A 24,851-nucleotide genomic window follows, 5' to 3' on the forward strand; every position below is an offset into this window, starting at 1 on the left:
GGGACCGCGCCGCCCCCATCGCGAGCAAGCTTGCTCCTACAAATGAGCGTGTTCAGGTTTGCGATGCGGGACCCTAGCAGTTCTGATAGTTCTCAACCTTGGCGCAAGCACGTAAAACCAAAGGACGGCACTCACTTCACTCATTTACCCGGGAAGGCCGCTCCATGACCCCAACAGATCCGGTTGATCAACAGCAATCGAACAAACAACGCACCATTTTGCTGGCGACTGATAGCCAACAATCGGCGCTCGCCGAAGTGGTTGGTGATGACATCAATCGCCTGGCTTACGCCGTCTACGGCCATCAGTCTGCGCAACGGAAAGTCGCGACGCGGTTGGGTTTCAACGGCGAGCTGCGCGAAGCGCAAACCTGCTGGTATTTGCTGGGTAACGGTTACCGTGCTTACAACCCGCGATTGATGCGTTTTCATAGTCCGGACAGTTGGAGTCCGTTTGGGCGGGGCGGGTTGAATCCGTATATGTATTGCGTGGGCGATCCGGTAAATCGTTCGGATCCGACAGGTCATTGGCCTCCATTCAAGGCCGTAGGCAGTTTCCTTAAAACCTTAGGCCCGGGTAAAAGCAGACCTGTTGCCCTGAATAAACTGGATCTGAGAGGGGCAATGGAGATAATAGGTCTAGCCCACAATGCCAGGATAAACTACGTCGCTCCTCCTACGAGATCGAGTGGTATAGGTGACATCCTGTACACCCTCGGAACTGCTCACCGAATGCCAGGCGACTCTCCTCGCGTCACCCGTGTCACAGAAACAGCAAGACACTTCCCTGGATATGTACAAGGTGCAGCCTTGGACGGATTATCCTCTCGCCCGTCCCGCTCAACACCCCAAGCGCAAAGCTCCAGCGGGGGTAGTCGCTACGGGCATGACGCACCGCCTGCGTACGATCCGCCACCGTCGTATGCGCAAGCAACTCAACTCTGGAATGCTGACACTTTTGCTGCATCGCAGCAGCCTCGAACGTATATGACATACCCAACAGAATCAGGAAAACCGACGGCATATGTAAATTCTGTACAGAGCGGGCGGAGTTCGTCTACGTCTACTACTTCACCTTCGGCTTCGTCATCTGCACCAGTCGGGAGCTCGACACATAGCTCGACTGTTAGACCCACCCTCAGCGTTGCTTCAATTCGCAGGCCTGACCCGCCCCCACCCGCACGCAGGCGTTTGTCTTCGCATGGATCATTTAACAACTCGGGGCCCAGTGATTGGTCGGACGGTTAAGTTTGTCCTCGACGATACATCGAGTCGCGACCGAAATGCGTTCACACCGCCAAGGTGGTCAGGGTGCGGGACGGCGATGGAACCGGAGAGCAACCGTTCCTGCAAGGATCGCTTTGCATATGCAAACAGAATCACAAGATATTGAAATAATAGAATTTATTTAAATTCCAGTAGGGAATATAGAGATTGGGGTCTTTTCCTTGTGTCGGAAATTTCTTCAGAACAGGAAAAAATACTGAAACAGGTCAGCCATTCAATCGCGCCAGGCAGTAAGATGCCGCCCTCTTAGAAGGGCTCGCGATAAGGCATATAGCGACGGTTACGGAAAATGATTTTCCTGATCAGTGCATCAAAGACGCGGACGAATCGACATTTTTTTGACACTAAAAAATTGACTCTACCGCTGGCCTGAAAAATAAGTAGCCCTGACAGCAAATTATTGACACCATCACCCTGACATCACCTTTTCCCAGATTCCGCGTGAATATGGGTTTTTGCGTGTGTGTGATTTAGGTCGAATCTGCCTAAGAAAATTTTCAGATCGCCAAAGGCAGGAACGGGGCTACTCCATGAATCGCGCAGACGACATTGCAACATTGTTCAGCTCATTCGGGGCAAGTGCGGACAGCTATAAAGAAATAGAGCCGCACTACGACTATCAGGAACTGCCGCTCGTGCCACCGGTGCGCCTGCCGGTAAAACCTGCTGCACCTGTTCTGGTTTCGGATGCCACGCCTGCGCAGACTGCGCCGATGCCCCCCCGCGTTCCCATTATTGAAGCCACTCTCGAGGCACATGCCATAAAACAGGCGGCGATCGACGCCGTGCTTGAGGCTGCCGTCAACATTCCGACGGCCTTAGCGCAGGCGCCGGTCGAGCCCGTTGTCAAGAAGCCTGCGCCTGAGACAATCGTCGCCCCGTCCACTCAAGCATCGACCCCTGCTTCCTTGCGCAGCCTGCTGGAAAAGGCCGCTCAAGCGCGTCTGAGTGCTCAAGACCAGGCCGTCCCGGTGGCCCCTGCGCGGATCAAAGCCAAGATAATCGCCGTGGTGTCAGCCAAGGGGGGCGTGGGCAGAAGTACGTTGACGTCGATGCTGGCCAGCACCCTGCGCCCCCGCGAGGGCGGTCAGGTGTTTGCGGTCGATCTGGACCCGCAGAATGCACTGCAATTCCATTTCGGCATTCAGGAAGCCGTACCGGGCATTGCTCAGGCGAGCCTGGACGACAACAACTGGCGCGACGTTTGCCTGTCCGGCGCTGGTAATTGCCAGTTTGTGCCTTATGGCAAGGCCGCTGTCACCGACGTGCAGCGCGTACAGCAAAACGTGGCCAAAGATGGCCGCTGGTTGTTCCAGCAACTGCAGCGCATGGCATTGAGCGACAAAGACGTGGTGATCCTGGATTTGCCCGTCGGCATTGACGAGAGTCTGCAGCAAGCGCTGGATATCGCCGATCACCTGGTGCTCGTCATGCTGCCTGATGCCGCCTCCTACCGGGCGCTGGACCAAATGAAGCGCAGGCTCGAACCCTGCCTGGGCAAACTTCATCCACCGACGCTGCACTGCATCATCAATCAGCTGGACCCTACTCATGGCTTCAGCATGGACATGGTCGAAGTGTTGAAGCAGCGCATGGGCATCAGCCTGCTGGGCATTGTTCATCTGGACCGCAGTATCCGTGAAGCCCTGGCCTACGAGCGTAACCCGATGGACCAGGCGCCCCTCAGCCAGGGTTGTCACGACGTTCAAGAAATTGCCAAGGCGCTTTCAGGCCTGCTGTCCCACGCACAGGTCCAAGAGTCGGCACTGTCATGAGCAATCTCAATTCAGAGCAATGGCTCGACACGCTGTTTGCGCGCGTGGAAAAGCTGCCGTCCACCGCGAGCCTGCTGCTCAAGGCTGGTGCCTGCCTGGTTGCCGGCCTGTTTTTGATCGCAATGATTTGTGCGCCGCTGAACCTGGAAAGCCAGGTCGTCTTTGCCCTGCTGTGCTTCGGCTCGATTCTGGTGATCCGCAAAATCCCGGGGCGCCTGCCAGTGCTGGCGATGATCGTGTTCTCGGTGGTGGCGTCCTTGCGCTACATGTACTGGCGGTTGACGTCGACCCTGGGGTTTGAAACCTGGCTGGACATGTTCTTCGGCTACGGCCTGGTCCTGGCCGAGCTGTATGCCCTGGTGGTGCTGTTGTTCGGCTACCTGCAAACCGCCTGGCCCCTGCAGCGCAAACCCATATTGCTGACCGCCCCTCCGGCTGAATGGCCGGTGGTCGATGTGTTCATTCCCTCGTACAACGAATCCCTCGGCATCGTGAAGCTGACGATCTTTGCCGCCCAGGCCATCGACTGGCCCAAGGACAAGCTGCGCGTGCACGTGCTCGATGACGGCCGCCGTGAAGACTTCAAAGTGTTTTGCCAGCAGATCGGGGTGAACTACATCGTTCGCGACAACAACCGTCACGCCAAGGCCGGCAACCTGAACGAAGCGCTGAAGGTCACCAGTGGCGAGTACATCGCCATTTTCGACGCCGACCACGTGCCCACCCGCTCTTTCCTGCAAATCAGCCTCGGCTGGTTCCTGAAGGATCCGAAGCTGGCGATGCTGCAAACGCCGCACTTTTTCTTTTCGCCGGATCCGTTCGAAAAAAACCTCGACACCTTCCGTAGCGTCCCCAACGAAGGTGAGTTGTTCTACGGTCTGGTCCAGGACGGCAACGACTTGTGGAATGCGACCTTCTTCTGCGGCTCCTGCGCAGTCATCCGCCGGGCCCCTCTGGAAGAAGTCGGCGGCGTGGCCATCGAGACCGTGACCGAGGACGCCCACACGGCACTCAAGCTCAACCGCGCCGGCTACAACACCGCCTACCTGGCCATCCCGCAGGCTGCGGGACTGGCCACCGAAAGCCTGTCGCGCCACATCAGCCAGCGGATCCGCTGGGCCCGAGGCATGGCGCAGATTTTCCGGACCGACAACCCACTGCTCGGCAAGGGCCTGAGCCTGGGGCAGCGCATCTGCTATTCGAACGCCATGCTGCACTTCTTCTATGGCTTGCCGCGCCTGGTGTTCTTGACCGCGCCCCTGGCCTATCTGGTCTTCGACGCCCAGATTTACCACGCCTCGGCGCTGATGATCATGGCCTACGTGTTGCCGCATATCGTCCATGCCAGCGTGACCAACTCACGCATTCAGGGTCGATTCCGTCACTCGTTCTGGAACGAGGTCTACGAGACGGTACTGGCCTGGTACATCATGGGGCCTGTGCTGATGGCCCTGGTGAATCCCAAGTTCGGTGGTTTCAACGTGACCGACAAAGGCGGGATCATCGACGAGGAATACTTCGAATGGAAGCTGGCCCGTCCCTACATCATCCTGTTGCTGCTGAACTTGACCGGCTTGGGCTTCGGTACTTACGAACTGATCTGGGGTACAGGCGATACCCTCATCACCGTGCTGATCAACCTGGCCTGGACGGTCTACAACATCATCATCACCAGCGCATCGGTGGCCGTCGCCAGCGAAACCCGGCAGATTCGCTCCGAGCCGCGGGTACGCGCCGATCTGCCGGTCAGGATTGTGCGTGCCGACGGCAGTGAAATCGACGGCGTGACCCAGGACTTCTCGCAGAAAGGGCTGGGTATCCACGTGTCCGATGGCAGCCGGTTCGCCAGTGGCGAGCAGATCCAGGTCGCCCTCATTCGCAATACTCAAATCAGCCTGTTCCCGGCCACCGTAGCGTTCAGCAATGAAACGATGATCGGCGCCCAATTCGATCACATGACCTTGCGCCAACAAAGTGAGCTGGTGCGTCTGACCTTCTCGCGCGCCGATACTTGGGCTTCGACCTGGGGCAATGGCGAGGTCGATACCCCGCTGGGGGCCTTGCGAGACATCAGCCTGATTGGTGTACGCGGCATTATCGAACTGTTCAAAGCTACTGCAAAAGAAACCGGTCTTCTTTTCAAGCGCCGACGTGCTGTGCCTCAGGCCGTCGAACCTCTTCTGGATCAGTAATGACTCTCAAGCACTTTCGTCGTGCCGATGCACGACCTTACCCGTGGATGTTGATGGCCGCTTCGCTGCTCAGCGCCGGCCTCATGACTTCGACTGCCTGGGGGGTCACTCAAACCACTCCAGCAGCGGGCACCGCGAACGGCGATCGTTATGACCTGACGCTCAAGGAGCTGGGTAAAAACTACACCATGACCTTGCGCGGCCTGGAGGCGACCGACAGCGTCAACTTCGACGTGCGCGCCGATGAGGTCGTGACAGGGGCCAAGGTGACCTTGCAGTACTCCTATTCGCCCGCCTTGCTGAGCGAACTGTCGCAGCTCAACGTCATGGTCAACGACGAAGTCGCCGCCACCCTGCCGCTGCCCAAGGAAAACGCCGGTACGCTGCAAAAGACCACCGTCGATATCCCTGCGCACCTGATCACGGAATTCAACCGCCTTGGTCTGCAGTTTATCGGCCACTACTCCATGTCGTGCGAAGACCCGATGCACTCCAGCCTGTGGGCGAAGATCAGCAATGAAAGCCGCCTGAGCCTGAGCGTGTCGAAAATCGACTTGCCCGATGATCTATCGTCGCTGCCGCTGCCATTTTTCGATCGCCGCGACGCGCGCGTGCTGAACATGCCCTTTGTGTTTGCCCAGGCGCCCGATAACGCCACCCTGGAAGCCGCTGGCACGGTGGCCTCCTGGCTGGGCGCGTTGGCGAGCTATCGCGGCGCGCGTTTTACGGCCAACCTGAGCCAGATTCCGCAGAAAGGTAACGCGATCGTTTTCATCAGCAGTGCCGATGGCTCGCAGATACCCGGTGTGCAGGTGCCGACGGCCGATGGTCCGAGCCTGTCCATGGTTGCCAACCCCAATGACCCGTTCGGCAAACTGCTGGTGGTTGCGGGTGCCGATTCGCAAGCGCTCAAGCGCGCTGCGGCTGCACTGACGCTGGGCAGCCAGGCACTCACCGGCAACCACGTGGAAATCGACCAGATGGATACGCTGGTACCACGCAAGCCCTATGACGCGCCGAACTGGCTGCCGACCGATCGCCTGGTCAAGCTCGGCGAACTGGTTGGCCCTAAAGTGTTGAATGTTTCGGGCATCAACCCGGGCGCTATCACCGTGCCCATGCGCCTGCCACCGGACTTGTTCAACTGGCTGGAAGACGGCGCCAAGCTGAACCTCAAGTATCGCTACACCCCACCACCAAGCGTGTCGGGGTCGAGTTTGATGGTGAGCTTCAACGACAGCTTCATGAAGTCCGTGTCCTTGCCGTCGGTGGCGCAACTGGGCGGCGGTTCAAGCCTTTTGGCCATGCTGAAAAAAGACCCGAGCCTGGCTCAGGAAACCAATGTGTTGCTGCCGCTGACCTCGGTCGCCTTGCAGTCACGCCTGCAGATCCGCTTCGTCTACGACTACACCAAACAAGGCGAATGCCGCGACATCATCCTCGATAACATGCGTGGCATGATCGATCCGGAATCGACCCTGGACCTGCGTCAATACGAGCACTTCATCGCGATGCCCAACCTGGGCGTCTTCAAGGACGGCGGCTTCCCGTTCACCCGCATGGCGGACCTGTCCGAATCGGCAGTCATCCTGCCGGACAATGCCGGCACGACCGAACTGGCGGCCTACCTGACAGTGATGGGCCGCTTCGGCGAGTCGACCGGTTACCCCGCCACTGCCATTACCGTAGCCCAGGCCGATCAGATCAGCGAGCTTGCGGATAAAGACTTGCTCGTCCTGGCTTCAGGCGCCAACCAACCGCTGCTGGAGCAATGGGCAAGCTACTTGCCGGCCAGCGTCGACGGTGACCGCCAGCGGTTTGATCTGTCCGACCTGCCGCTGCGGATCCGCGAATGGATCAGTCCCGACCCGGTCGCCAATCGGCGCCAGGCCCGCAGCACTTTCACCTTCAAGGGCACGAGCAGCAGCACCTACCTGACCGGTTTCCAATCCCCCCTGCAAAGCGGGCGCAGCGTGGTACTGATCGCCAGTGCGCGGCCGGAAGGCTTGATTGAGGCAACGGATGCGCTGATCGGCGGCGAAGACTATACCCAGGCGCTGCAAGGCAGCCTCGCCGTGATTCAGGGCAAGCACATCAAGTCGCTGGTCGCAGACGAGCAGTATTACGTCGGTCACCTCGGGCCCTTCAAGTACGTGCAATGGATGCTCTCGCAGCATGTGTTACTGCTGGTGCTGATCACTGCGCTGTGCATTCCATTGGTCAGTGTGCTGGCCTATCTGTCGCTGCGCGCGCGCGCACGTCATCGTCTGGCCGACGATGCCGATGTCGGGAAACACTGAGATGCGCCTTGGCGAGATCGTTAAAGCCTTCACCGGCGTGCTGCGTGTGAGCACGGGCGGGTATCGACGGACAGCGCTGGGCTTGATCGGCGGCCTGGTGTTGCTGCCCGGCGCGGCTCACGCCCAGGCTTGCAGCGCTTCGAACTGGCCGCTTTGGCAGGACTTCGCACAGCGCTACATACAGGAAGACGGGCGGATGCTCGGCTCCAGCCTGAACCCACAGCAAAGCACATCAGAGGGGCAATCCTATGGAATGCTCTTCGCCCTGATCGGCAACGATCCGCAGACCTTCGACCGACTCTGGCGCTGGACCGTGGCCAATATGGCCTCCAGCGACATCGGCACGCATCTGCCGGGCTGGTTGTGGGGCCAGGGCAAAGACGGCAAGTGGGCGATTCAGGACGCGAACTCCGCAGCCGATGCCGACCTGTGGTTCGTCTATGCGCTGCTGGAAGCCGCTCGGATCTGGCAGCGCCCGGATTACCGCGAGGACGCCAAGCGCCTGCTGGCCACTATCGAGTCGCGCCTGCTGGTCGACTTGCCGGGCCTGGGCAAAATGCTATTGCCAGGCCCGGAAGGCTTTGTGCAGCCAGACCACCTGTGGCGCCTGAATGCCAGTTACCTGCCCATCCCACTCTTGCGCCGACTGGCCAAGGAAACACCTGCAGGACCTTGGCAAGAGGTGGCTGAGAACACCGCCAGACTGCTGCGTGATTCCAGCCCCAATGGCTTCGTCGCCGACTGGGTCGGCTACCGCGGGACCTCGGCCGCCTCGGGGTTGTTTGTCATCGATCCGTTCAAAGGCCAGCTTGGCAGCTATGACGCCATACGCGTCTATCTCTGGGCCGGCATGACGCCCAAGAGCGACCCGCTGGCGGCTTCGATCCTCGCTCGCCTGGACGGCATGGCCGCGGCTACCGCCTCAAGCGGGATTCCGCCGGAAAAGGTTCAAGTCATCAGCGCCAGCACCGAAGGCAATGGCCCGTACGGGTTTTCGGCGGCCTTGATCCCGTATTTTCTGGCCAAGGGGCAACCCTGGCTGGCCGAGCAGCAGCAGCGCATCGTCGAGCAAGCCTTGAAGAAGGTGCAGGAGCAGATGCGCACCGGCACTGCGCAACCGATGTATTACCACTACATGCTCAGCCTGTTCGGGCTGGGCTGGGCAGAACAACGTTATCAGTTCCTCAACGACGGAACATTGAAGCTATCCTGGGAGTCCGCATGTACCCGCGCCGCCACACACTAGCCGTCGCAATCCTGGCTGCGCTGGTCTGTACCTCCGCTCCGGCCGAGACCACCGATCCACAAGCACTGCTGATTGAACAGGGCAACTATTGGCAGTCTCGCCAGAACCCGCAACGGGCCACCGAGATCTGGGAGAAGTTGCTGCGTCTTTCGCCCAATCAACCCGATGCGCTGTTTGGCCTTGGCATGGTTGCTGTCCAGCAGAAAAAGCCCGATCAGGCCCAGCCGTATCTCGCCCGGCTCAAGGCGTTGAAGCCTGCCGCGCCGCAAGCCGATCGGCTGGAGCAGGAGATCGCCATGGCCTCGGCCGTGGGCCAGAAACAGCTTCAGGAAGCCCGCCGCCTGGTCGATGCCGGTGACCACGAAGGCGCCGCCGTGCAGTACCGCAAGGTGCTGGGTGGACGCGAGCCGCAGGGCCTGTTCGCGCGTGAGTACTACAACAACCTGGCGTATACCGATGCCGGCTGGCCCGAGGCCCGTCGTGGTTTTGAGCGGCTGATCCGGGAAAAAACCAGCGACCCGTACGTGCCGCTGTTTTTCGCCAAACAGTTGGTGCGCCGTGAAGACAGTCGTGCCGAAGGTGTTCGTGCCCTGGCCAAACTGTCGACCCGCGCCGATATCGGGGGCGATGCGGATGAAAGCTGGCGCCTGGCACTGACCTGGATCGACACGCCGACAGCCGCACAAAAGCCGTTGTTCGAAGAGTTCCTCAAAATCCACCCGGACGATGACGACATTCGGGCGCGGATGAACAAGGCCAATGTCACGGCCAAAGAAGCCCCCGCCTGGCAACAGGACCCCCATGTGGCCCGCGGCCTGAAGGCGCTCGATGCCGGTGACAAACGCACGGCTGAAAAAGAATTTCAGGCGCGCCTGCAGCAGAAATCCAATGACGTCGACGCCCTCGGCGGCATGGGCGTGGTGTACCAGCAGCTCAACCGTTTGGGCGAAGCCGAAAAGCACCTTGAGCAGGCTACCCGGCAACCGGGCGGCACTCGCTGGCAGCCGGCCCTGGAAAATGTGCGGTATTGGGTGTTGTTGGAACGCGCCCGTGAAACACAACGCCTGGGCCGCGTGAGCCAGGCGCGTCAATTGTTCCAGCAAGCCATCCAGAAACAGCCCAACGAGCCGGCAGGCCTGGTAGCGCTGGCAGGGCTCGAGGCTCAGGATGGCAAGCTGGATGTCGCCGAAACGACTTATCGCCAGGTACTGGCGCGGTATCCTGCCAATGCCGACGCGCGCAGCGGTCTGCTCGGAGTGTTGACCCGGGCCGGCAAGGCTGACGAAGCGCTCAAGTGGCTGGACAAACTGTCCCCAGCCGAGCAAGCCGGTTTTGGCGATGCCAACCGCTTGCGAGGCCTGCGCGCTACGCAACAGGCCAAGGCTGCCGAGCAGCGGGGCGATTGGGCCGGCGCCCAGCAGGCTTATCGCGAGGCCCTGCGCGCAGACCCGAACGACGCCTGGACACGATTCGCCCTGGCGCGCATCCACCTGCGCAACGGCGAGACGCAAACCGCTCGCAAACTCGTCGATGAGCTGCTGAAAACCCGGCCGGACCTTCCCGATGCGCTCTACACCAGCGCATTGTTGTCCGCCCAGATGCAGGAATGGGAAAAAGCCCAGGCGGCGCTCTCGCGCATTCCCGTCGCCGAACGCACCCCGGACATCAAGGAGCTGGCCGCCGACGTCGAGCTCAATGTGCAGATCCGCAAGGCACTCGAAGTGTCCAGGCGCGGGCAAAAACAAGAAGCGCTGGCGCTGCTTGAGCGCAGCGAACCGCTGACATCGTCCTTGAGCGGGCAAATGCGACCGGCCCGCCTGGCATCGCTGGCGACGGCCTATGTCGATGCCGGTGATCCGGCCCGTGGCCTGGTGTTGATGCGCAGCCTGCTGTCCCAGACGCCAAGACCGTCAGCGGAGCTGTTGCTGCAATACGCCGGCGTACTGCTCAAGAGCGGCGAAGATGCGGAAGTCAGCGGCATCCTGCATGACCTGCAGGGGCAACCGATGGGCACGCAGGCACGCGCCCAGTACGATGATCTGCTGTATGTCTATCGTGTTCGTCAGGCTGACCGCCTGCGCGAGCGCGGCGATCTGGTAGCCGCCTTTGACACCCTGTCTCCAGCCTTGGCCCAGCGCCCGGGCGACAGTGTCGCCGTCTCCGCCCTGGCACGGATGTACACCGCCAGCGGCAATCGAAAAAAAAGCCTTCGAGCTCTATCGCCCGCTGGTCCAGCGAGACGCCAACAATGCCCAATTGCTGATCAGTGCGGCCGATGCCGCGCTACAGGCGCAGGACCGCTCGTTCGCGGAACAAGCCGTGGATCGTGCGGTGAAGCTGGCGCCCGGCGACCCCCAACTGTTGACCACGGCAGCCCGGCTCTACAACAGCATGGGCCGCTCGGGAGACGCCGCGACCATGCTGCGCAAAGCCGTCGCCGTAGAGCGGGACGCACTCGATCCACCCGCACCGGCGCAAGGTTATGCTTCAAATGCCGGGGCTAATCCTTTTGCCGGGATGCCCGGTCAACGTCGCCGTGCGACGACCCTGGCGGCGGGGGCAGTCGTTCCGTTGCCGGCCGAATCGATCCCTGGCGCAATTGACCCGGTGCAGCAAGTGGTGCCGGATGCCTACCCCGGTCAATCGGGACAATCGCAAGGCTATGCGAGCTCGATGGACAGCATTCCCGCCCCGGTGGCCGAGAGCTACCAGGCACCGGCGCAGGCTTACGGGCAAGCGCCCGCAGGGTACGCCCCGCCTGTCCGTGCTCCCCAGGCAGCCCCGACCTATGCGCAACAACCTGCTGGCTATGCGCAGCAAGGTTATGCGCAGCAGCCTGCCGGTTATGCGCAGCAAGGCTATGCGCAGCAGCCTGGCGGTTATGTACAACAAGGTCATGTGCAGCAGACTGCCGGTTATGTACAACAAGGTCATGTGCAGCAGACTGCCGGTTATGTACAGCAAGGCTATGGCCAACCGTCTTCAGGACAGGGCCCTTCGGACAACCCCTTCGCAGCACCGGCGATGTCCAGCGACCCACGCAGCGACATGACGCCCGCGCAGCTGGCACTCAACGACATTCTGCAAGAGCGCAGTGCCTACGCGGCGCAGGGCGTGAGCGTGCGCAGCAACGACAGCGAAGATGGCCTGAGCAAGATGACGGCCGTCGAAACGCCCTTTGAAGCCAACTTCCCGGCCGGCAACAACCGTCTGGCCGTTCGTGTGACCCCGGTGACAGTGAACGCCGGCAGTGCCAATTCGAACTCGGCGCAACGCTTTGGCGGCGGGCCGACCGTCGCGGCAGAGGACTCTACCGGTTCACAGAAAGACACCGGCGTGGGTCTGTCCGTAGCGATCGAGAACCCCGAGCACGGGATCAAGGCCGATATCGGCACGACACCCATGGGCTTTCGTTACACGACCGCTGCGGGTGGCGTCCGTGTCGATCGCCCCTTCGAGGCTAACCCCAACTTCCGTTACGGGGTGAATGCTTCACGCCGTCCGGTGACCGACAGTGTGACGTCGTTTGCAGGCACCAGCGATGCACGCACCGGCCAGAGCTGGGGGGGTGTAACAGCCAATGGTGCACGCGGTCAGCTGAGCTATGACAACCAGCAAGTGGGCGTCTATGGCTTCGCTTCCTACCACAAGCTTGAAGGCAACAACGTGGAGTCGAACGCCCGTAGCGAGATCGGCAGCGGCGCCTACTGGTATCTGGGTAATGACGATCCTGACAGCACGTTGACCCTGGGTGTCAGCGCCACCGCGCTGTCCTATGAAAACAACCAAAGCTTCTATACCTATGGCCACGGCGGCTATTTCAGCCCGCAGAGCTTCTTTGCCATCGGTATGCCGGTCACCTGGAGCCAGCGTACGGCCAACTTTTCTTACCAGCTCAAAGGCTCGGTGGGCGTGCAGCACTTCGAACAGGACCGTGCCGACTATTTTCCGACCGACTCGGCCCTGCAAGCCTCGGCCGGAGATGCCCAATACCCTGGCATGAACAAGACCGGCGTTGGCTACAACCTGGCCGCCTCGGGTGAATACCGCATGGGCAGCAACTTCTTCCTGGGCGGCAACATGGGGCTGGATAACGCTCGAGATTACCGACAATTTTCGGGGGCCATGTACCTTCGCTATATGTTCGAGGACATGACAGGCCCGATGACCTTGCCCGTCAGCCCCTATCAATCTCCTTATTCCAATTGATCGAAGGAACACTCAATGCCTGCTTCAGCCATTGCCGGCCTGACGCTTCTCGTTTTGGGCGAGAGCCACATGAGCCTTGTAGACACGCTGATGGAGCCGTTGAACGATAACCTGACACGCCAAGGTGCACTCGTTCACTCAATCGGCGCTTGCGGCGCAAATGCCGCCGACTGGCTGATTACCAAGAAAGCCGACTGTGGCGCTGAACATACAATCAACGGCAAGCAAGTGATCAAAGGCCGCGAGGCCAGCACCACACCCATCAAGACGCTGATTGCCGCGGAAAAACCGGACCTGGTGGTGATCATCATTGCCGACACCATGGCGTCCTACGATAACCCGGCCTTTCCCAAGGCCTGGGCCTGGCAAAACGTCACCAGCCTGACCAAGGAAATCGCCGCCACCGGGGCCAAGTGCGCCTGGGTCGGTCCAGCGTGGGGCAAGGCGGGCGGTCCTTATAAGAAGAATGACGCGCGCACGCAATTGATGTCCAATTTCCTCGCCACCAACGTAGCGCCGTGCACCTATATCGACTCCCTGAGTTTTTCCAAACCCGGCGAGTGGGTCACGATCGATGGCCAGCATTTCACTATTGCCGGGTACAAATCCTGGGCGAATGCGATTGGCACCGCCCTGGGCAATCTGCCCAAAGAGGCGGTAAAAGGGGCCTATAAGTGAAGGGCCGGCGCCCATGGGCGGGCGGCCTGGCTTGCGCTTTTCTGAGCACCACCGCCACGTGTGCGGATATCCCGCTGTACAGCACCGGGCCGAGCGAAGACTCGGCCTTTGTGCGTTTTGTAAATGCCCTGCCCGGGGCTGCGCCACTGGCGGTTGACGCGGCCTCGACGCGCGTTGAACTGGGTGGGCTGTATTCAGTTTCCGGCTACCTTCCCGTCCAGCCGGGCAAATCGCTGGAGGGCACGATGAACGCTCAAGGGCAGAGCGTACCCCTGGCCCTTGGCTTTTCGCCCGGCGAGTTTGTGACGATCATCGCCCTGCCCGACGCCAAAGCGGGCCTTGCGCAGACAACGATTCGTGAAACGCCAGATGACTTCAATGGCCTCAAGGCTTCGCTGGCGTTTTTCAATACGGACGCCAGTTGCCTTGATGCAAGCCTGCGCCCTGCCGGGCGCAATGCCGATATTTTCAATGCCGTCAGCCTGGGAAGTGTGCAACGCAGATCGATCAATCCGGTCAGGTTGTCCGTGCAACTGGTGTGTGCCAACAGCCATGCAGGCTCAACCCTGGATCTTGGCGAACTCAAGGCCGGGGAACGCTACAGCGTATTCTTGCTGCCTGGCGCAAAACTGCTGGCCATCACGGATTCCCTGACCCTCTGACCGGATCGCGACGCAGACATGGTTTTCGCCTCGCTTGAATTCCTGACATTGTTCCTGCCAGCATTTCTGCTGGTCTATGCGCTGGCCAGGCCCGCCTGGCGCAACATCGTCCTGCTGCTGGGCAGCTGGTTCTTCTATGGCTGGTTGAGCCCGCTGTTTCTGGCGTTGCATGTGCTACTGACGATAGTCGCCTGGGTCGGTGGCCTGGTCATCGACCGGACCCGCGAGCAATCGCTGCTGCGGGTGCGGCTGCTGATTGCACTGATCGTGTTCAACACCGCCGTGCTCTGCTGGTACAAATACGCCAATATCCTGGCCTACACCTGGAGTGACCTGATCACCTGGTACGGCGCCATGCCGCTTGATTGGCAGCGGGTGGCGCTCCCGGCTGGGCTATCGTTTATCGTGCTGCAGGCGATTTCCTACCTGGTCGATGTGCACCGCCACACCGTCCCGGTGGAGCGTAACTTCATCAATTACGCCACCTACATTTCCATGTTCGGCCACTCCATTGCCGGGCCGATCATCCGCTACGACTGGGTCCGGCGCGAGTTGGTGCAACGGTCGGCCAGCTGGCAGAACTTCTCGCTGGGCGCACGTCGGTTCATGATCGGCCTGTCGATGAAGGTGCTGGTGGCCGACACCTTGTCGCCCATCGTCGACATCGCCTTCCACCTGGAGCACCCATCGTTCGTCGATGCCTGGATCGGCTGCCTTGCGTATTCGCTGCAACTGTTCTTCGACTTCGCCGGCTACAGCGCCATGGCCATCGGCCTGGGCCTGATGCTGGGCTTTCACTTCCCCGAAAACTTCAACCGTCCCTATCTTGCGAGCAGCATCCAGGACTTCTGGCGGCGCTGGCATCTGTCGCTGTCCAGTTGGCTGCGTGACTATCTGTACATTGCGCTGGGCGGCAACCGTGGCGGCACCTGGCAAACCTACCGCAACCTGTTCCTGACCATGGCCATCGCCGGCCTCTGGCACGGTGGCGACAGCTGGAACTACCTGCTGTGGGGAGCGGCCCACGGCATGGCCCTGTGCATCGATCGCGCCTGGCTCAGGTCCAGCCTGCCGAGCCTGCCCCCTATGCTCTCGCACACCCTGACGCTGTTGTTCGTGTGCCTGGCATGGACGCTGTTCCGCGCCCCGGACTTCGCCTCGGCGCTGAACATGTACGCCGGCCAATTCGGCCTGCATGGCCTGGCCTTGGGCGATGCCTTGGGTGTGGCGCTGCGTCCGGTTCACAGCCTGGCGGCGTTGCTGGGGGTGCTGTGTGTTGTCGCTCCGCTGCTGCAGCCTTATGTTGAAAGACGATTCGCAGGCACCGCGCTACTCACGGTGGCTGCGGCCCTTTGGCCCGTGGCGGGTTTCATGCTCTCGTTCGCGCTGATCGCGAGCCGTGAATCCGTGCCCTTCCTGTACTTTCAATTCTGATGACGACGACCGAGCCCTCGCCCTCCACCGCACCGGTGCCGCCCAGCGCTCTGGCACTTCGTGCGAGCCCGGTCGCGGGCGTGGCATTTCTGATGTTCATGATCGGTGGCCTGGCGTCCAGCAGCTGGCTAGCCTGGCATCAACACGTCGAACTGCTGCCACCCACGCTCACCACCGAGGCGATTCTGGAGGGAGACGTCACCCACCGGATCGCCAGGGAATTGTCCAAGGCGCCCCTGCCGGTGGGCGCAGCCAATCTGGAACGCGGCGCCAGCTGGTTGTTGCTTGAAGACTCAGGCCCCCGGGTTCGAAAAGGCTGCCCCGGCTGGCTGTTCCTGACCGACGAGCTGAAGCTCAATCGCCACGCCGAAAAAAATGCCAACGCCAAGGCGGACGCGGTGATCCGCCTGAACAGGCAGTTGGCCACCCGAGGCATTACGTTGCTGGTGAGCGTGGTGCCGGATAAAAGCCGCATCGCCACCTCCGCGCTGTGCGATCTGCATCGCCCGCCGGTGTTGCAGCAACGCCTGCGACAATGGACCGTCGCCTTGCAGGCCGCTGGCGTTGCAGCGCTGGACCTGACGAGCGCATTGCAGCCATTGGGCGAGCAGGCGTTTCTGCGCACCGACACCCACTGGAGCGAACCAGGCGCAAGAGCCGCCGCCCAGGCAGTGGCAGCGCAGGTTCGGAACATGGGGTTGCAAGCGTCGCCTCGAAAACGCTTTACGGTGGACTCACCTGAGGCTCGACCGCGAGCGGGTGATCTGGTGCGTCTGGCCGGGCTCGATTGGCTGCCGCAGACACTGAAACCACCTGGCGAGCAGACGGTGCAATCGGTGATCAGTGAGGCGCCGGCCACGCCCAACGAGGAGGCTGATTCGCTGGACGATCTATTCGGCGATGCCAACCTGCCCAACACTGCACTGATCGGCACCTCGTTTTCGCGCAACTCCAACTTTGCCGGGTTCCTGGAAGCGACGCTGGGTGCGTCCATCGGCAATTTCGCCAAGGATGGCGGCGAGTTCTCGGGAGCCGCAAAAGCCTATTTCGCCAGCCCCGCCTATTTGCAGACACCACCCAAGGTGCTGATATGGGAAATTCCGGAGCGTGAATTGCAGACGCCGTACGCCGGCGACCTGCCCGTGCGATAGAGTGCACGGCCGGCGACTGGCCTGTGCTGCTCTTGGCAGTCAAAGACAACGGCACGGTGAGGTCACTGGTGACGCGCTAAACTGTTGATACAGTCTTCTACAAAGTTTGACATCTTGTACAACACTAACTAGTGTCCATTGGATCCAAAATTATCTCAATCAATCAGGGTGCGTTGTAGTGACACAGAAGCCCAACCCTCTCAGCAGCATCAAGGTCAACGGGCCGATTCCTGCTCATCTGGCCCGCTCGGTGATCGAAGAAACCCTGCGTGCTGCCATACTCGACGGTCGCATCCCGTGCGGCGCCGCCCTTCGCCAGCAGGACCTGGCAGACCTGTTCGGCGTCAGCCGCATGCCGGTTCGCGAAGCCTTGCGCCAGCTCGAAGCCCAATCGCTGCTCAACGTGATCGCGCATAAAGGTGCGGTGGTCGCACCGCTGGTTCAGGGCGATTCCGTTGAAACCTACGCGCTGCGGATCCTGTTGGAATCCGAAGCCCTGCGCTTGTCGATCCCGTTGCTGACCCACGAGGATTTTCAACAGGCCGCCCGCTACATCGATGAGCTGGAAGCGCAACACGACTACACCGAAATCGGCCGGCTCAACCGCCTGTTCCACATGACGCTGTACAGCAAGGCACCGAACCGGCGGCTTTTGAAGCTGGTGGAAGAAGGCCTGAACGAGGAAGAACGCTTCCTGCGCTTCAATCTGGAAGCCATGGGCCTGGGCAAACTGTCCCAGGAAGATCACCGGGCGATGTTACGGGCCGTGGAAGACCGCGACATCGAACGCTCGGTGAAGATGCTCGAACAACACCTTAATCGCGCGGTCGAGGTCATCACCCGTTACCTCGACAGTCCTGAAGCAAAGAACAGGAAAACCTTGAAGTAACGCCTGCGGCAGGCTTGAGCAGGCCAATCAAACTGCTTGTCTAGCTTGCCGCGATTATCCCTCCCTCCAAAGTCCCGTCTTCGCCCCCCCTGCCCGATCGTTGCACCGTCTGCATTTACGCGTCGGTGATGGCGGCTGCCTTCAATTATGCTGACGCTTGGGCTGCCGGCGAATAATGAGGCGCCGCACGAACGGAGCAGTCCTCGCACCAGGAACCAACGGAAGGAGACTTGTCACGGGAAAGGAAGAATCGGCGGCATTCCCGGCCCACTTCCACCCCCTCGGATCACGTCGACGCTATGCATTAAAAAGTTACTTCGAGTGAGGCATTCACTCTTTATTTAGATTCTGACTTATATAAGCCGGAAGGAGTAACCGCATCCAGATAAAACCTTTCCCGATAGTTTTATTGAAACTTGTCATGCCCGAAAAAGTTGAACTTTAAAATAGTTTATAAACATCTTGCCCAGCACTTTATTTATGTATTAGTTTTTCTCTGCCGCCATTGAATACTGGCAGGCAGGCCACAACCAGACTCATGACAGACAACCACCGGACATCAATTAGTTTGAGGCGCTCGCTCGCCATTAAAAACTTAAGGTGTCCGTTATTTATTGATCACACTACTTAAAGGCTCGCCCATGACATCCACTAAAGACCGTCTTAATCTAAAGAAAGCCGAACTTGGCGCGCACCCGATATTTGCGCAAATACAGTCGCTCCCGGTGCTTCAACGCTTCATGGAATCCCATGTATTTGCGGTGTGGGATTTCATGTCGCTGACCAAGCGCCTGCAACAGGAGCTGACCTGCGTCCAACTGCCCTGGCTACCGCCACGAGATCCGCAGGCTGCGCGGTTGATCAACGAGATCGTGTTGGGCGAGGAGTCCGATGACCGTCCCGCACGGGGTCATTACAGCCACTTCGAGTTGTACCTGGATGCCATGCGCGAAGTCGGTGCAAGCACGGCCGCGGTGGAACGCTTCGTGGCGCTGCAACGCGAAGGTGTCAGCTATGACGTGGCGTTGCGCAGTGTCGAGGTCGATCCGGCGGTTGCGCAGTTTGTGCGTCACACTTTACACACCGCGCTGCACGCGCCGGGCCATTGTGTCGCGGCGGCCTTTCTGCACGGTCGCGAAAGCGTCATCCCGCAGATGTTCCAGCGCATTCTCGACGACTGGGGCATCGGTATCGAGCAAGCACCGACCTTTCGTTATTACCTGCAGCGGCACATCGAAGTCGACTCCGAGGACCACGGCCCGGCGGCAGAAAAACTGCTCGCGCGGTGGGTCAATGGCGATCCGCAGCGTGAAGAAGACGTTTATGCCAGCGCCATCGCTGCCGTGGAAAGCCGCATCGCCTTGTGGGATGGCGTGCGCCTGAGCATGCGCGAAGCAGTGGCCGAGGTGAACCCATGAACGCCGCCGACTACCAATCCTTCGCCGACGCCTGGGAGAGCCGCGCCACCATCCGCACCCGCCCACGCCGCCTGCTGGAGAACGACGACAAGCTGATCTATCCCTTGAGCCGCCAGCCGCTGGTGCTGAGCGAAACCTTCCTGCGCGAGTGCCCCGGGCAGCGCGATTTTGCCTTGGTGCAGACGCTCTACAAGTTCATCAACGACGTGGTGATCTTCGAAACCGAGATCGTCGACAAGACCGCCCGCAGCATCGCGAAAAACCGTTTCCCGCTGGCCTTCCCGTTCGCCTGCCGCTACGACGCCATGACGGTGGTGGTGGACGAGGATTACCACGCGCTGGTAGCCATGGACTTCATGCAGCAGACCATCGCCATGACCGGTATCACGCCGATCGGGCTGCCGGATGAAATCGAATTGAGTCGGGCCATTCCAGCGGCCGTCGCACTCGCACCGCACCACCTGCGCAGCGCCGTGGAACTGATCTGTGTGGCCATCGCCGAGAACACCGTCACTGGAGATGTCGCGGCGTTCGCCAAGGACGACACGGTCAAGCAGTCGATCAAGGGCTTGATGGCCGACCACTTGCTCGACGAGGGCCGCCACTCCGGCTTCTGGACGCGGCTGGTGCGCATCTACTGGCACACCGCAAGCGAAGACGACCGTCGATGCATTGCGCACATCCTGCCGGTGTTCATCGGCCAGTACCTGACCAACGACATCCAGCAGTCCTTTGATGTGCGGCTGATCGAGTCGTTGCCGATCAGCGAAGGCGCACGCCGCGCACTCCAGGGCGAAGTCTCGGGGCTGGCCTTCCCGATCAATCGCCATCACCCGCTGGTCGCCAACATCGTGCGGTTTTTTCGCAGCAGTTCGCTGCTTGATTCGCCGTGCGTGCAAGACGCCCTGGGCGACTACCTGGCTTAACGAGGAGCACATCATGAGACGTCTCGACATTCTGCTCATTGGAGACAGCCAGGCCTTGATCGACCTGGCACTGGAACTCGAACAACAGGGGCATGCGCCGAGGCGGCTGACGTCCCTCGACGAGCAGCCCACGGAACCCGTCGATGTGGTGATCGACGACGCCAGCCTGCCCGTTGATTCCTTCGGCGAGGTACCGCGACTGACCCTGCAACTGGGCGTCGGTACGCCGGGAGCCTCAGGCCTGCCGCCGCTGGACCTGTTGTGCCTGTACGGCTCGACGCGGCTGGCTCGCGTGCCGATTGCCGATGAGCCTTCGGGTAACGGCCAGGCGTTGCGTGTGCGAGCAGTGGCAGAGTTGGTGGACCACGTGGCGCTGTTGATCAGCCGCTTCTCCCGGGATGCCGAGTATTTTCTGCTCGCACCGCCTGACACTTGTACCTCGTTCGAGCGGATGGAAAATCTGCGGTTTCTGGAGAGCCTGGCCTTTGTCCATCGACTCAACGCCACAGCAGAACCCTGGCTGCTGCAACGGGCGCAGACGCCGATGATCGAGCGCCTCGAGCAGCGCTTCATCCAGTGCGCCGCACGTCCGGCGCTGAACGTCGCCGGCACGTCGCTGAGTTATCGCGAACTGCATGCCCTGAGCCGCGCCATTGCGCAGCGTTTGCAACCCTTGCTCGATCAGCACCCGGCACCCGTGGTGGTCGGGATCTGCCTGGCGAAATGCAGCGCACTGTATGCGGGGATTCTGGCGATTCTCGGCAGCGGCGCGGTGTATCTGCCACTGGAGCCCAGCCATCCGCTGCAACGCCAGCAGTACATCCTGTCGAATGCCGGGGCGGTGTTGCTGCTGCATGACGGGCAACAGCCTCTCGCGGCCGGGATGCCCGGTCTGGATATCAGCCGCATCGACATCGGCGATGCAGATGTCGATCAACCCTTGATGCGCCAGCGACCCGATCTCGACATGCCCTGCATGGCGCTCTACACCTCGGGCACCACCGGCCATCCCAAAGGCGTGTTGCTCAGCCAAGCCAACCTCGCCCACTTCACCGCGTGGTACGCCGACTACGTGCAACTGACCGAACAGAGCCGGGTGTTGCAGTTTTCGTCGCTGAGTTTCGACTCGTCGCTGATCGATATTTTCCCGACCCTGCTGCAGGGTGCCGAGCTGATCGTGCCCAGCGACGATCAACGTCGCGACCCGTTGCAACTGGTGGAACTGATCCGCCACCAACGACTGAGCCACGCCTTTTTGCCGCCCGCGCTGTTGAGCATCCTGCCGCTGGAGCAATTGCAGTGCCTGGATCATGTCATGACCGGCGGCGATGTCTGCGAGCCCTGGGTCATCGAGCAACTGACTCGCCAGGGCCAGCTCTACAACCTCTATGGCCCGACCGAAGCCACGGTGCTGATCACCGCGCGACAACTGCGCAGCGGCGACAGCAATCGCACCCTCGGTGCGCCGATTGCCAACAGCCAGGTGCTGATTCTCGATGAGGCGTTGCAACCGGTGGCTGAACAGACCGCAGGCGAGCTGTACATCGTCGGCCCGGGGGTGTGCATGGGTTATTTGAATAACCCGCAGCAGACCGCCGAACGCTATCTGAATCTGCGCCTGGCCAATGGTGAGCGCTTGCGCGCCTACCGCACCGGCGACATGGCCAAGTGGACCGACGCAGGTATCGAGCTGTGCGGGCGCCGGGACAACCAGGTGAAGATCCGCGGTTTTCGGGTCGAGCCGGAAGAGATCGAACGCTGCCTGCGCGACAGTCGGCTGTACCGTCAGGTGGCAGTAGTCATCGACAGCCAGCGGCGCATCCTGGCCTTCCTCGCGCAGCCTCGGGAAGATCAGCCCGGCACCGCTCGTGATGCGCTCAAGGCACACGCTATCGAGTGCCTGCCCGATTACATGCAGCCCACGGCCTGGACCGAACTGGCGAGCATGCCGTTCGCCAGCAACGGCAAGGTCGACCGCAAGGCGCTGCTGGAACTGCCCGTCAACATAATTGAGAACCGCCCGCGGCGGTTGCCCGCCAGTGCCGATGAAGCCTTGTTATTGGCGATCTGGGCCGAGTTGCTGGAGCTGCCGGCCAGTGATATTTGCACCGACGAAAGCTTCTTCAACCTGGGTGGCCACTCGATCCTGTTGTCGCGCATGCTCCTGCGATTGCGTGAGGAATTCGGGCGCAGCATCTCGATCAACCGCTTCATCGAACAGCCGACCATCAGCAAACTGGCGACACTGGTTCGTGGCTGCGGCACGCAAGCAGTGTTGAGCGAACGGGCCATGGCCGACGCCCTCCGCGAGCTGGATGTGCAGCCCTTGCCGGTAAGTGCCATGGGCGATGTGCACAAGGTCATCGTCACCGGCGCCAACAGTTTTGTCGGTGTGCACATTGTCGAGGCACTGCTGGCCTGGGGCGCCAGCGAAGTCGCCTGTCTGGTGCGCGAGGGTGGCGGTCTGTCGGCGACCGAACGTTTCGCTCACGCATTGCGAGAGAACCGTCTGGAGCATCTGGACCTGAGCCGGGTGCGGGTGTATGCGGCGGACATTACCCGTCCCGAGCTGGGGCTCGCCAAGGCTGTCTACGAGCGACTGGACCGGGAGTTCGGTGCACTGGTGCATAACGCCGCCAACGTCAATCACGTCCTCGATTACGAGTCGTTGGCGCGGGACAACGTCGAGCCGATTTTCGAGTGCCTGCGATTGTGCGAAGGGCGCAGCAAAAAGATCTTCAACTTCGTCTCCACGCTTTCGGCTTCCAGCACCCTTTCCGCCGATGGCCGGGTGCTTGAGTTGCCCGCCGCACAGACCCCGCCGATCTACATCAGGAACGGCTACAACCTGTCGAAATGGGTCGCGGAACGCATCCTCGAACGCGCTCGCGAGCGTGGGGTCCGGGTCAATCTGTATCGCCCCGGCAACATCAGTTTCAACAGCCTCACCGGGGTCTGCCAACCGCACAAGAATCGTTTGATGCTGATGCTCAAGGGCTCGATCCAGCTCGGTCAGGTACCGGAATTCGCCTTGAATTTCGACCTGATGCCGGTGGATTTTCTCGCCCGCTTCATCGCCTTTCACGCCTGCCGTTATCAGATCGACTCAGCGGTGTTCAACCTGCACAACCCCGAGCCCTTGAGCTGGGACGCCTACGTCGCGTCATTTCGCGAGGCCGGCCAGGCGTTTTCGATGGTCAGCGTTGCCGACTGGCAGCGGCAACTGGGGCGGGTCGACAGCGACAACGCGCTGTTCGGCGTACTCGGTTTCTACCTCAACGGCTTCGAAGAAGACATCGGCGATATCTCGATGATTGGCCATGCCAACGCCCAGGCCGGCGTGCGCCAGATGGGCGCGCACTACCCGGAAAAATCCCCGGCGCTGCTGCGTCGTGGCTGCGACTACCTCAAACAAATCAATTTCATCTGATTCATCCCAACCAAGTACGGAGCAACACCATGACCACTCTGCAACCCGATACCCTGATCAAAAACCCTCAAGGCTGCCAGGTCCTGTCTTCGGTGGAAGTACCGGCCGATGCCGCGCAAGTCTGGGCCGTGGTCGGCAATTTTGCCGGCTTCGACCGCTTCATTCCGGCGCTGTCGCACATCGAGATGACCGGCGAAGGCGTGTCGTCCCTGCGCAAGAAATTCTTCAAGGACGGCAATCTGGTGGTCGAACAACTCAATTCCCGGGATGAGCAGGCGCTGAATATGACCTGGACCACGATCTACAACACGTTGAGCGTGGCCCACTTGTGGGCGGCGATGAGTGTTGAAGCGCTGGGGGCAAACACGTCGCGGGCGACCTGGACCATCATTGCCGAACCGGCGCAGGGGGGTCCCGAAGCGTTGCCGGGGTTCAAGGATTTCGTGCAGGGGTTTGCCGATGATGCGATGAACAATGTGTTGAAGCTGTTTGTGTAACCGGAGCAAGCCCGCTCCCACAATGGATCTGCGTCGTACGCAAATACTGTGTACACCGTAGATTCAATGAATCACCACCCAGCACGCCATGTACATCGCACGACGCGCAGCAAACCTGCCGCCGCTAATATGGCGTGATCCTTCATGCTTGCCGCTGTCATCGTTGTACGGGGCTATGCCTGCCAGTGCTGCATTTTCGTGCCGCCCAACCTCGCCCAGCTCAGGCAAATAAGCCATCAAGCTGGCTGCCGTCACGAGCCCTATACCCTTGACCAAGCACAAACGGGCAGCTTTATCACTGTCCAGGTCTTTGGGGCTTTGACGGATCAACCGTCACCCGGTCAGGTTGAAGCTTTTACAGATCCCGGAAAGACAAAACCCCTGTCTGCGTTAGCAGACAGGGGTTCTGGAATTCAATCTTGACGATGACCTACTCTCACATGGGGAAACCCCACACTACCATCGGCGATGCATCGTTTCACTGCTGAGTTCGGGATGGGATCAGGTGGTTCCAATGCTCTATGGTCGTCAAGAAATTCTGTGCCCAGCCCGTTACGCAGTAACGTGCCAGTAAAAAATGGTGACTTCTACTAAAACAAAACCCCTACCTGCATACGCAGATAGGGGTTTCGGAATTTAATCTTGACGATGACCTACTCTCACATGGGGAAACCCCACACTACCATCGGCGATGCATCGTTTCACTGCTGAGTTCGGGATGGGATCAGGTGGTTCCAATGCTCTATGGTCGTCAAGAA

At 60.5% G+C, this 24,851-nt stretch carries 17 protein-coding genes, 2 rRNA genes and 1 pseudogene; 16 read left to right on the top strand and 4 right to left on the bottom strand.

Annotation, left to right across the window (positions count from 1 at the left end; genetic code table 11):
- Positions 1-140: 140 nt before the first annotated feature.
- Positions 141-431: a hypothetical protein gene (locus tag BZ163_RS36620; RefSeq protein WP_368991925.1), complete on the bottom strand. Its 291-nt coding sequence runs from the start codon at positions 429-431 to the stop codon at positions 141-143.
- Between BZ163_RS36620 and BZ163_RS36625 the strand changes: the two genes are divergently transcribed.
- The 16 genes and pseudogenes from BZ163_RS36625 (at position 336) to BZ163_RS29955 (ending at position 24,093) form a co-directional block, all read left to right on the top strand.
- A complete protein-coding gene (locus BZ163_RS36625) occupies positions 336-1,247 on the top strand; it encodes an RHS repeat-associated core domain-containing protein (protein ID WP_371916840.1) in 912 nt (303 codons plus the stop codon). The two genes, BZ163_RS36620 and BZ163_RS36625, sit on opposite strands and share 96 nt — an antisense overlap.
- Before the next feature lie 500 nt (positions 1,248-1,747).
- Entirely contained in the window at positions 1,748-3,061 is a 1,314-nt protein-coding gene (gene bcsQ, locus BZ163_RS29885; protein WP_256579168.1) for a cellulose biosynthesis protein BcsQ, read from the top strand.
- Positions 3,058-5,253: a UDP-forming cellulose synthase catalytic subunit gene (gene bcsA / locus BZ163_RS29890; RefSeq protein ID WP_128873919.1), complete on the top strand. Its 2,196-nt coding sequence runs from the start codon at positions 3,058-3,060 to the stop codon at positions 5,251-5,253. Before bcsQ ends, bcsA begins: the two co-directional genes overlap by 4 nt.
- On the top strand, positions 5,253-7,553 hold the full coding sequence (gene bcsB, locus BZ163_RS29895) for a cellulose biosynthesis cyclic di-GMP-binding regulatory protein BcsB (RefSeq protein WP_128873920.1): 2,301 nt from the start codon (positions 5,253-5,255) through the stop codon (positions 7,551-7,553). Before bcsA ends, bcsB begins: the two co-directional genes overlap by 1 nt.
- Before the next feature lies 1 nt (position 7,554).
- Positions 7,555-8,799 carry a cellulose synthase complex periplasmic endoglucanase BcsZ gene (gene bcsZ / locus BZ163_RS29900; RefSeq protein ID WP_128873921.1) on the top strand — a complete coding sequence of 415 codons (1,245 nt, stop codon included), beginning with the start codon at positions 7,555-7,557 and terminating at the stop codon, positions 8,797-8,799.
- The gene (locus BZ163_RS29905; protein WP_128873922.1) at positions 8,775-11,303 is read left to right on the top strand and encodes a tetratricopeptide repeat protein; all 2,529 of its coding nucleotides are present in this window, start codon (positions 8,775-8,777) and stop codon (positions 11,301-11,303) included. Before bcsZ ends, BZ163_RS29905 begins: the two co-directional genes overlap by 25 nt.
- 481 nt (positions 11,304-11,784) lie before the next feature.
- Positions 11,785-13,008: pseudogene (locus BZ163_RS36140) on the top strand (cellulose synthase subunit BcsC-related outer membrane protein); the annotation flags it as partial.
- 15 nt (positions 13,009-13,023) lie between these two features.
- Positions 13,024-13,686: an SGNH/GDSL hydrolase family protein gene (locus tag BZ163_RS29915; protein ID WP_128873923.1), complete on the top strand. Its 663-nt coding sequence runs from the start codon at positions 13,024-13,026 to the stop codon at positions 13,684-13,686.
- A complete protein-coding gene (locus BZ163_RS29920; protein WP_128873924.1) occupies positions 13,683-14,348 on the top strand; it encodes an alginate O-acetyltransferase AlgF in 666 nt (221 codons plus the stop codon). Before BZ163_RS29915 ends, BZ163_RS29920 begins: the two co-directional genes overlap by 4 nt.
- Positions 14,349-14,366: 18 nt before the next feature.
- Complete coding sequence (locus BZ163_RS29925; RefSeq protein ID WP_128873925.1) at positions 14,367-15,782, top strand: MBOAT family protein; 1,416 nt, start codon at positions 14,367-14,369, stop codon at positions 15,780-15,782.
- Positions 15,782-16,933: a cell division protein FtsQ gene (locus BZ163_RS29930; RefSeq protein WP_128873926.1), complete on the top strand. Its 1,152-nt coding sequence runs from the start codon at positions 15,782-15,784 to the stop codon at positions 16,931-16,933. The genes BZ163_RS29925 and BZ163_RS29930 overlap by 1 nt, the downstream gene beginning before the upstream one ends.
- Before the next feature lie 178 nt (positions 16,934-17,111).
- The gene (locus BZ163_RS29935) at positions 17,112-17,822 is read left to right on the top strand and encodes a GntR family transcriptional regulator (protein ID WP_128873927.1); all 711 of its coding nucleotides are present in this window, start codon (positions 17,112-17,114) and stop codon (positions 17,820-17,822) included.
- Between the two features lie 641 nt (positions 17,823-18,463).
- Complete coding sequence (locus tag BZ163_RS29940) at positions 18,464-19,240, top strand: DUF3050 domain-containing protein (RefSeq protein WP_128873928.1); 777 nt, start codon at positions 18,464-18,466, stop codon at positions 19,238-19,240.
- Positions 19,237-20,166, top strand: a complete 930-nt coding sequence (locus tag BZ163_RS29945) for a diiron oxygenase (protein ID WP_128873929.1) — start codon at positions 19,237-19,239, stop codon at positions 20,164-20,166. The genes BZ163_RS29940 and BZ163_RS29945 overlap by 4 nt, the downstream gene beginning before the upstream one ends.
- 13 nt (positions 20,167-20,179) lie before the next feature.
- Positions 20,180-23,596: an amino acid adenylation domain-containing protein gene (locus BZ163_RS29950; protein WP_128873930.1), complete on the top strand. Its 3,417-nt coding sequence runs from the start codon at positions 20,180-20,182 to the stop codon at positions 23,594-23,596.
- A gap of 29 nt (positions 23,597-23,625) precedes the next feature.
- On the top strand, positions 23,626-24,093 hold the full coding sequence (locus BZ163_RS29955; RefSeq protein WP_128873931.1) for an SRPBCC family protein: 468 nt from the start codon (positions 23,626-23,628) through the stop codon (positions 24,091-24,093).
- A gap of 63 nt (positions 24,094-24,156) precedes the next feature.
- Here BZ163_RS29955 and BZ163_RS29960 read toward each other — a convergent pair whose 3' ends face one another.
- The 3 genes from BZ163_RS29960 to rrf (BZ163_RS29970) all read right to left on the bottom strand — a co-directional run bounded on the left by BZ163_RS29960 (position 24,157) and on the right by rrf (BZ163_RS29970) (position 24,849).
- Positions 24,157-24,423, bottom strand: coding sequence for a transposase (locus tag BZ163_RS29960; protein ID WP_371916839.1), 267 nt, complete (start codon positions 24,421-24,423; stop codon positions 24,157-24,159).
- 87 nt (positions 24,424-24,510) lie between these two features.
- Positions 24,511-24,626 (bottom strand): 5S ribosomal RNA (gene rrf, locus BZ163_RS29965).
- A gap of 107 nt (positions 24,627-24,733) precedes the next feature.
- Positions 24,734-24,849 (bottom strand): 5S ribosomal RNA (gene rrf / locus BZ163_RS29970).
- Positions 24,850-24,851: the final 2 nt, after the last annotated feature.

Source organism: Pseudomonas sp. VI4.1 (genome assembly GCF_002029345.1).
In the GTDB taxonomy this organism is placed as follows: Bacteria; Pseudomonadota; Gammaproteobacteria; order Pseudomonadales; family Pseudomonadaceae; genus Aquipseudomonas.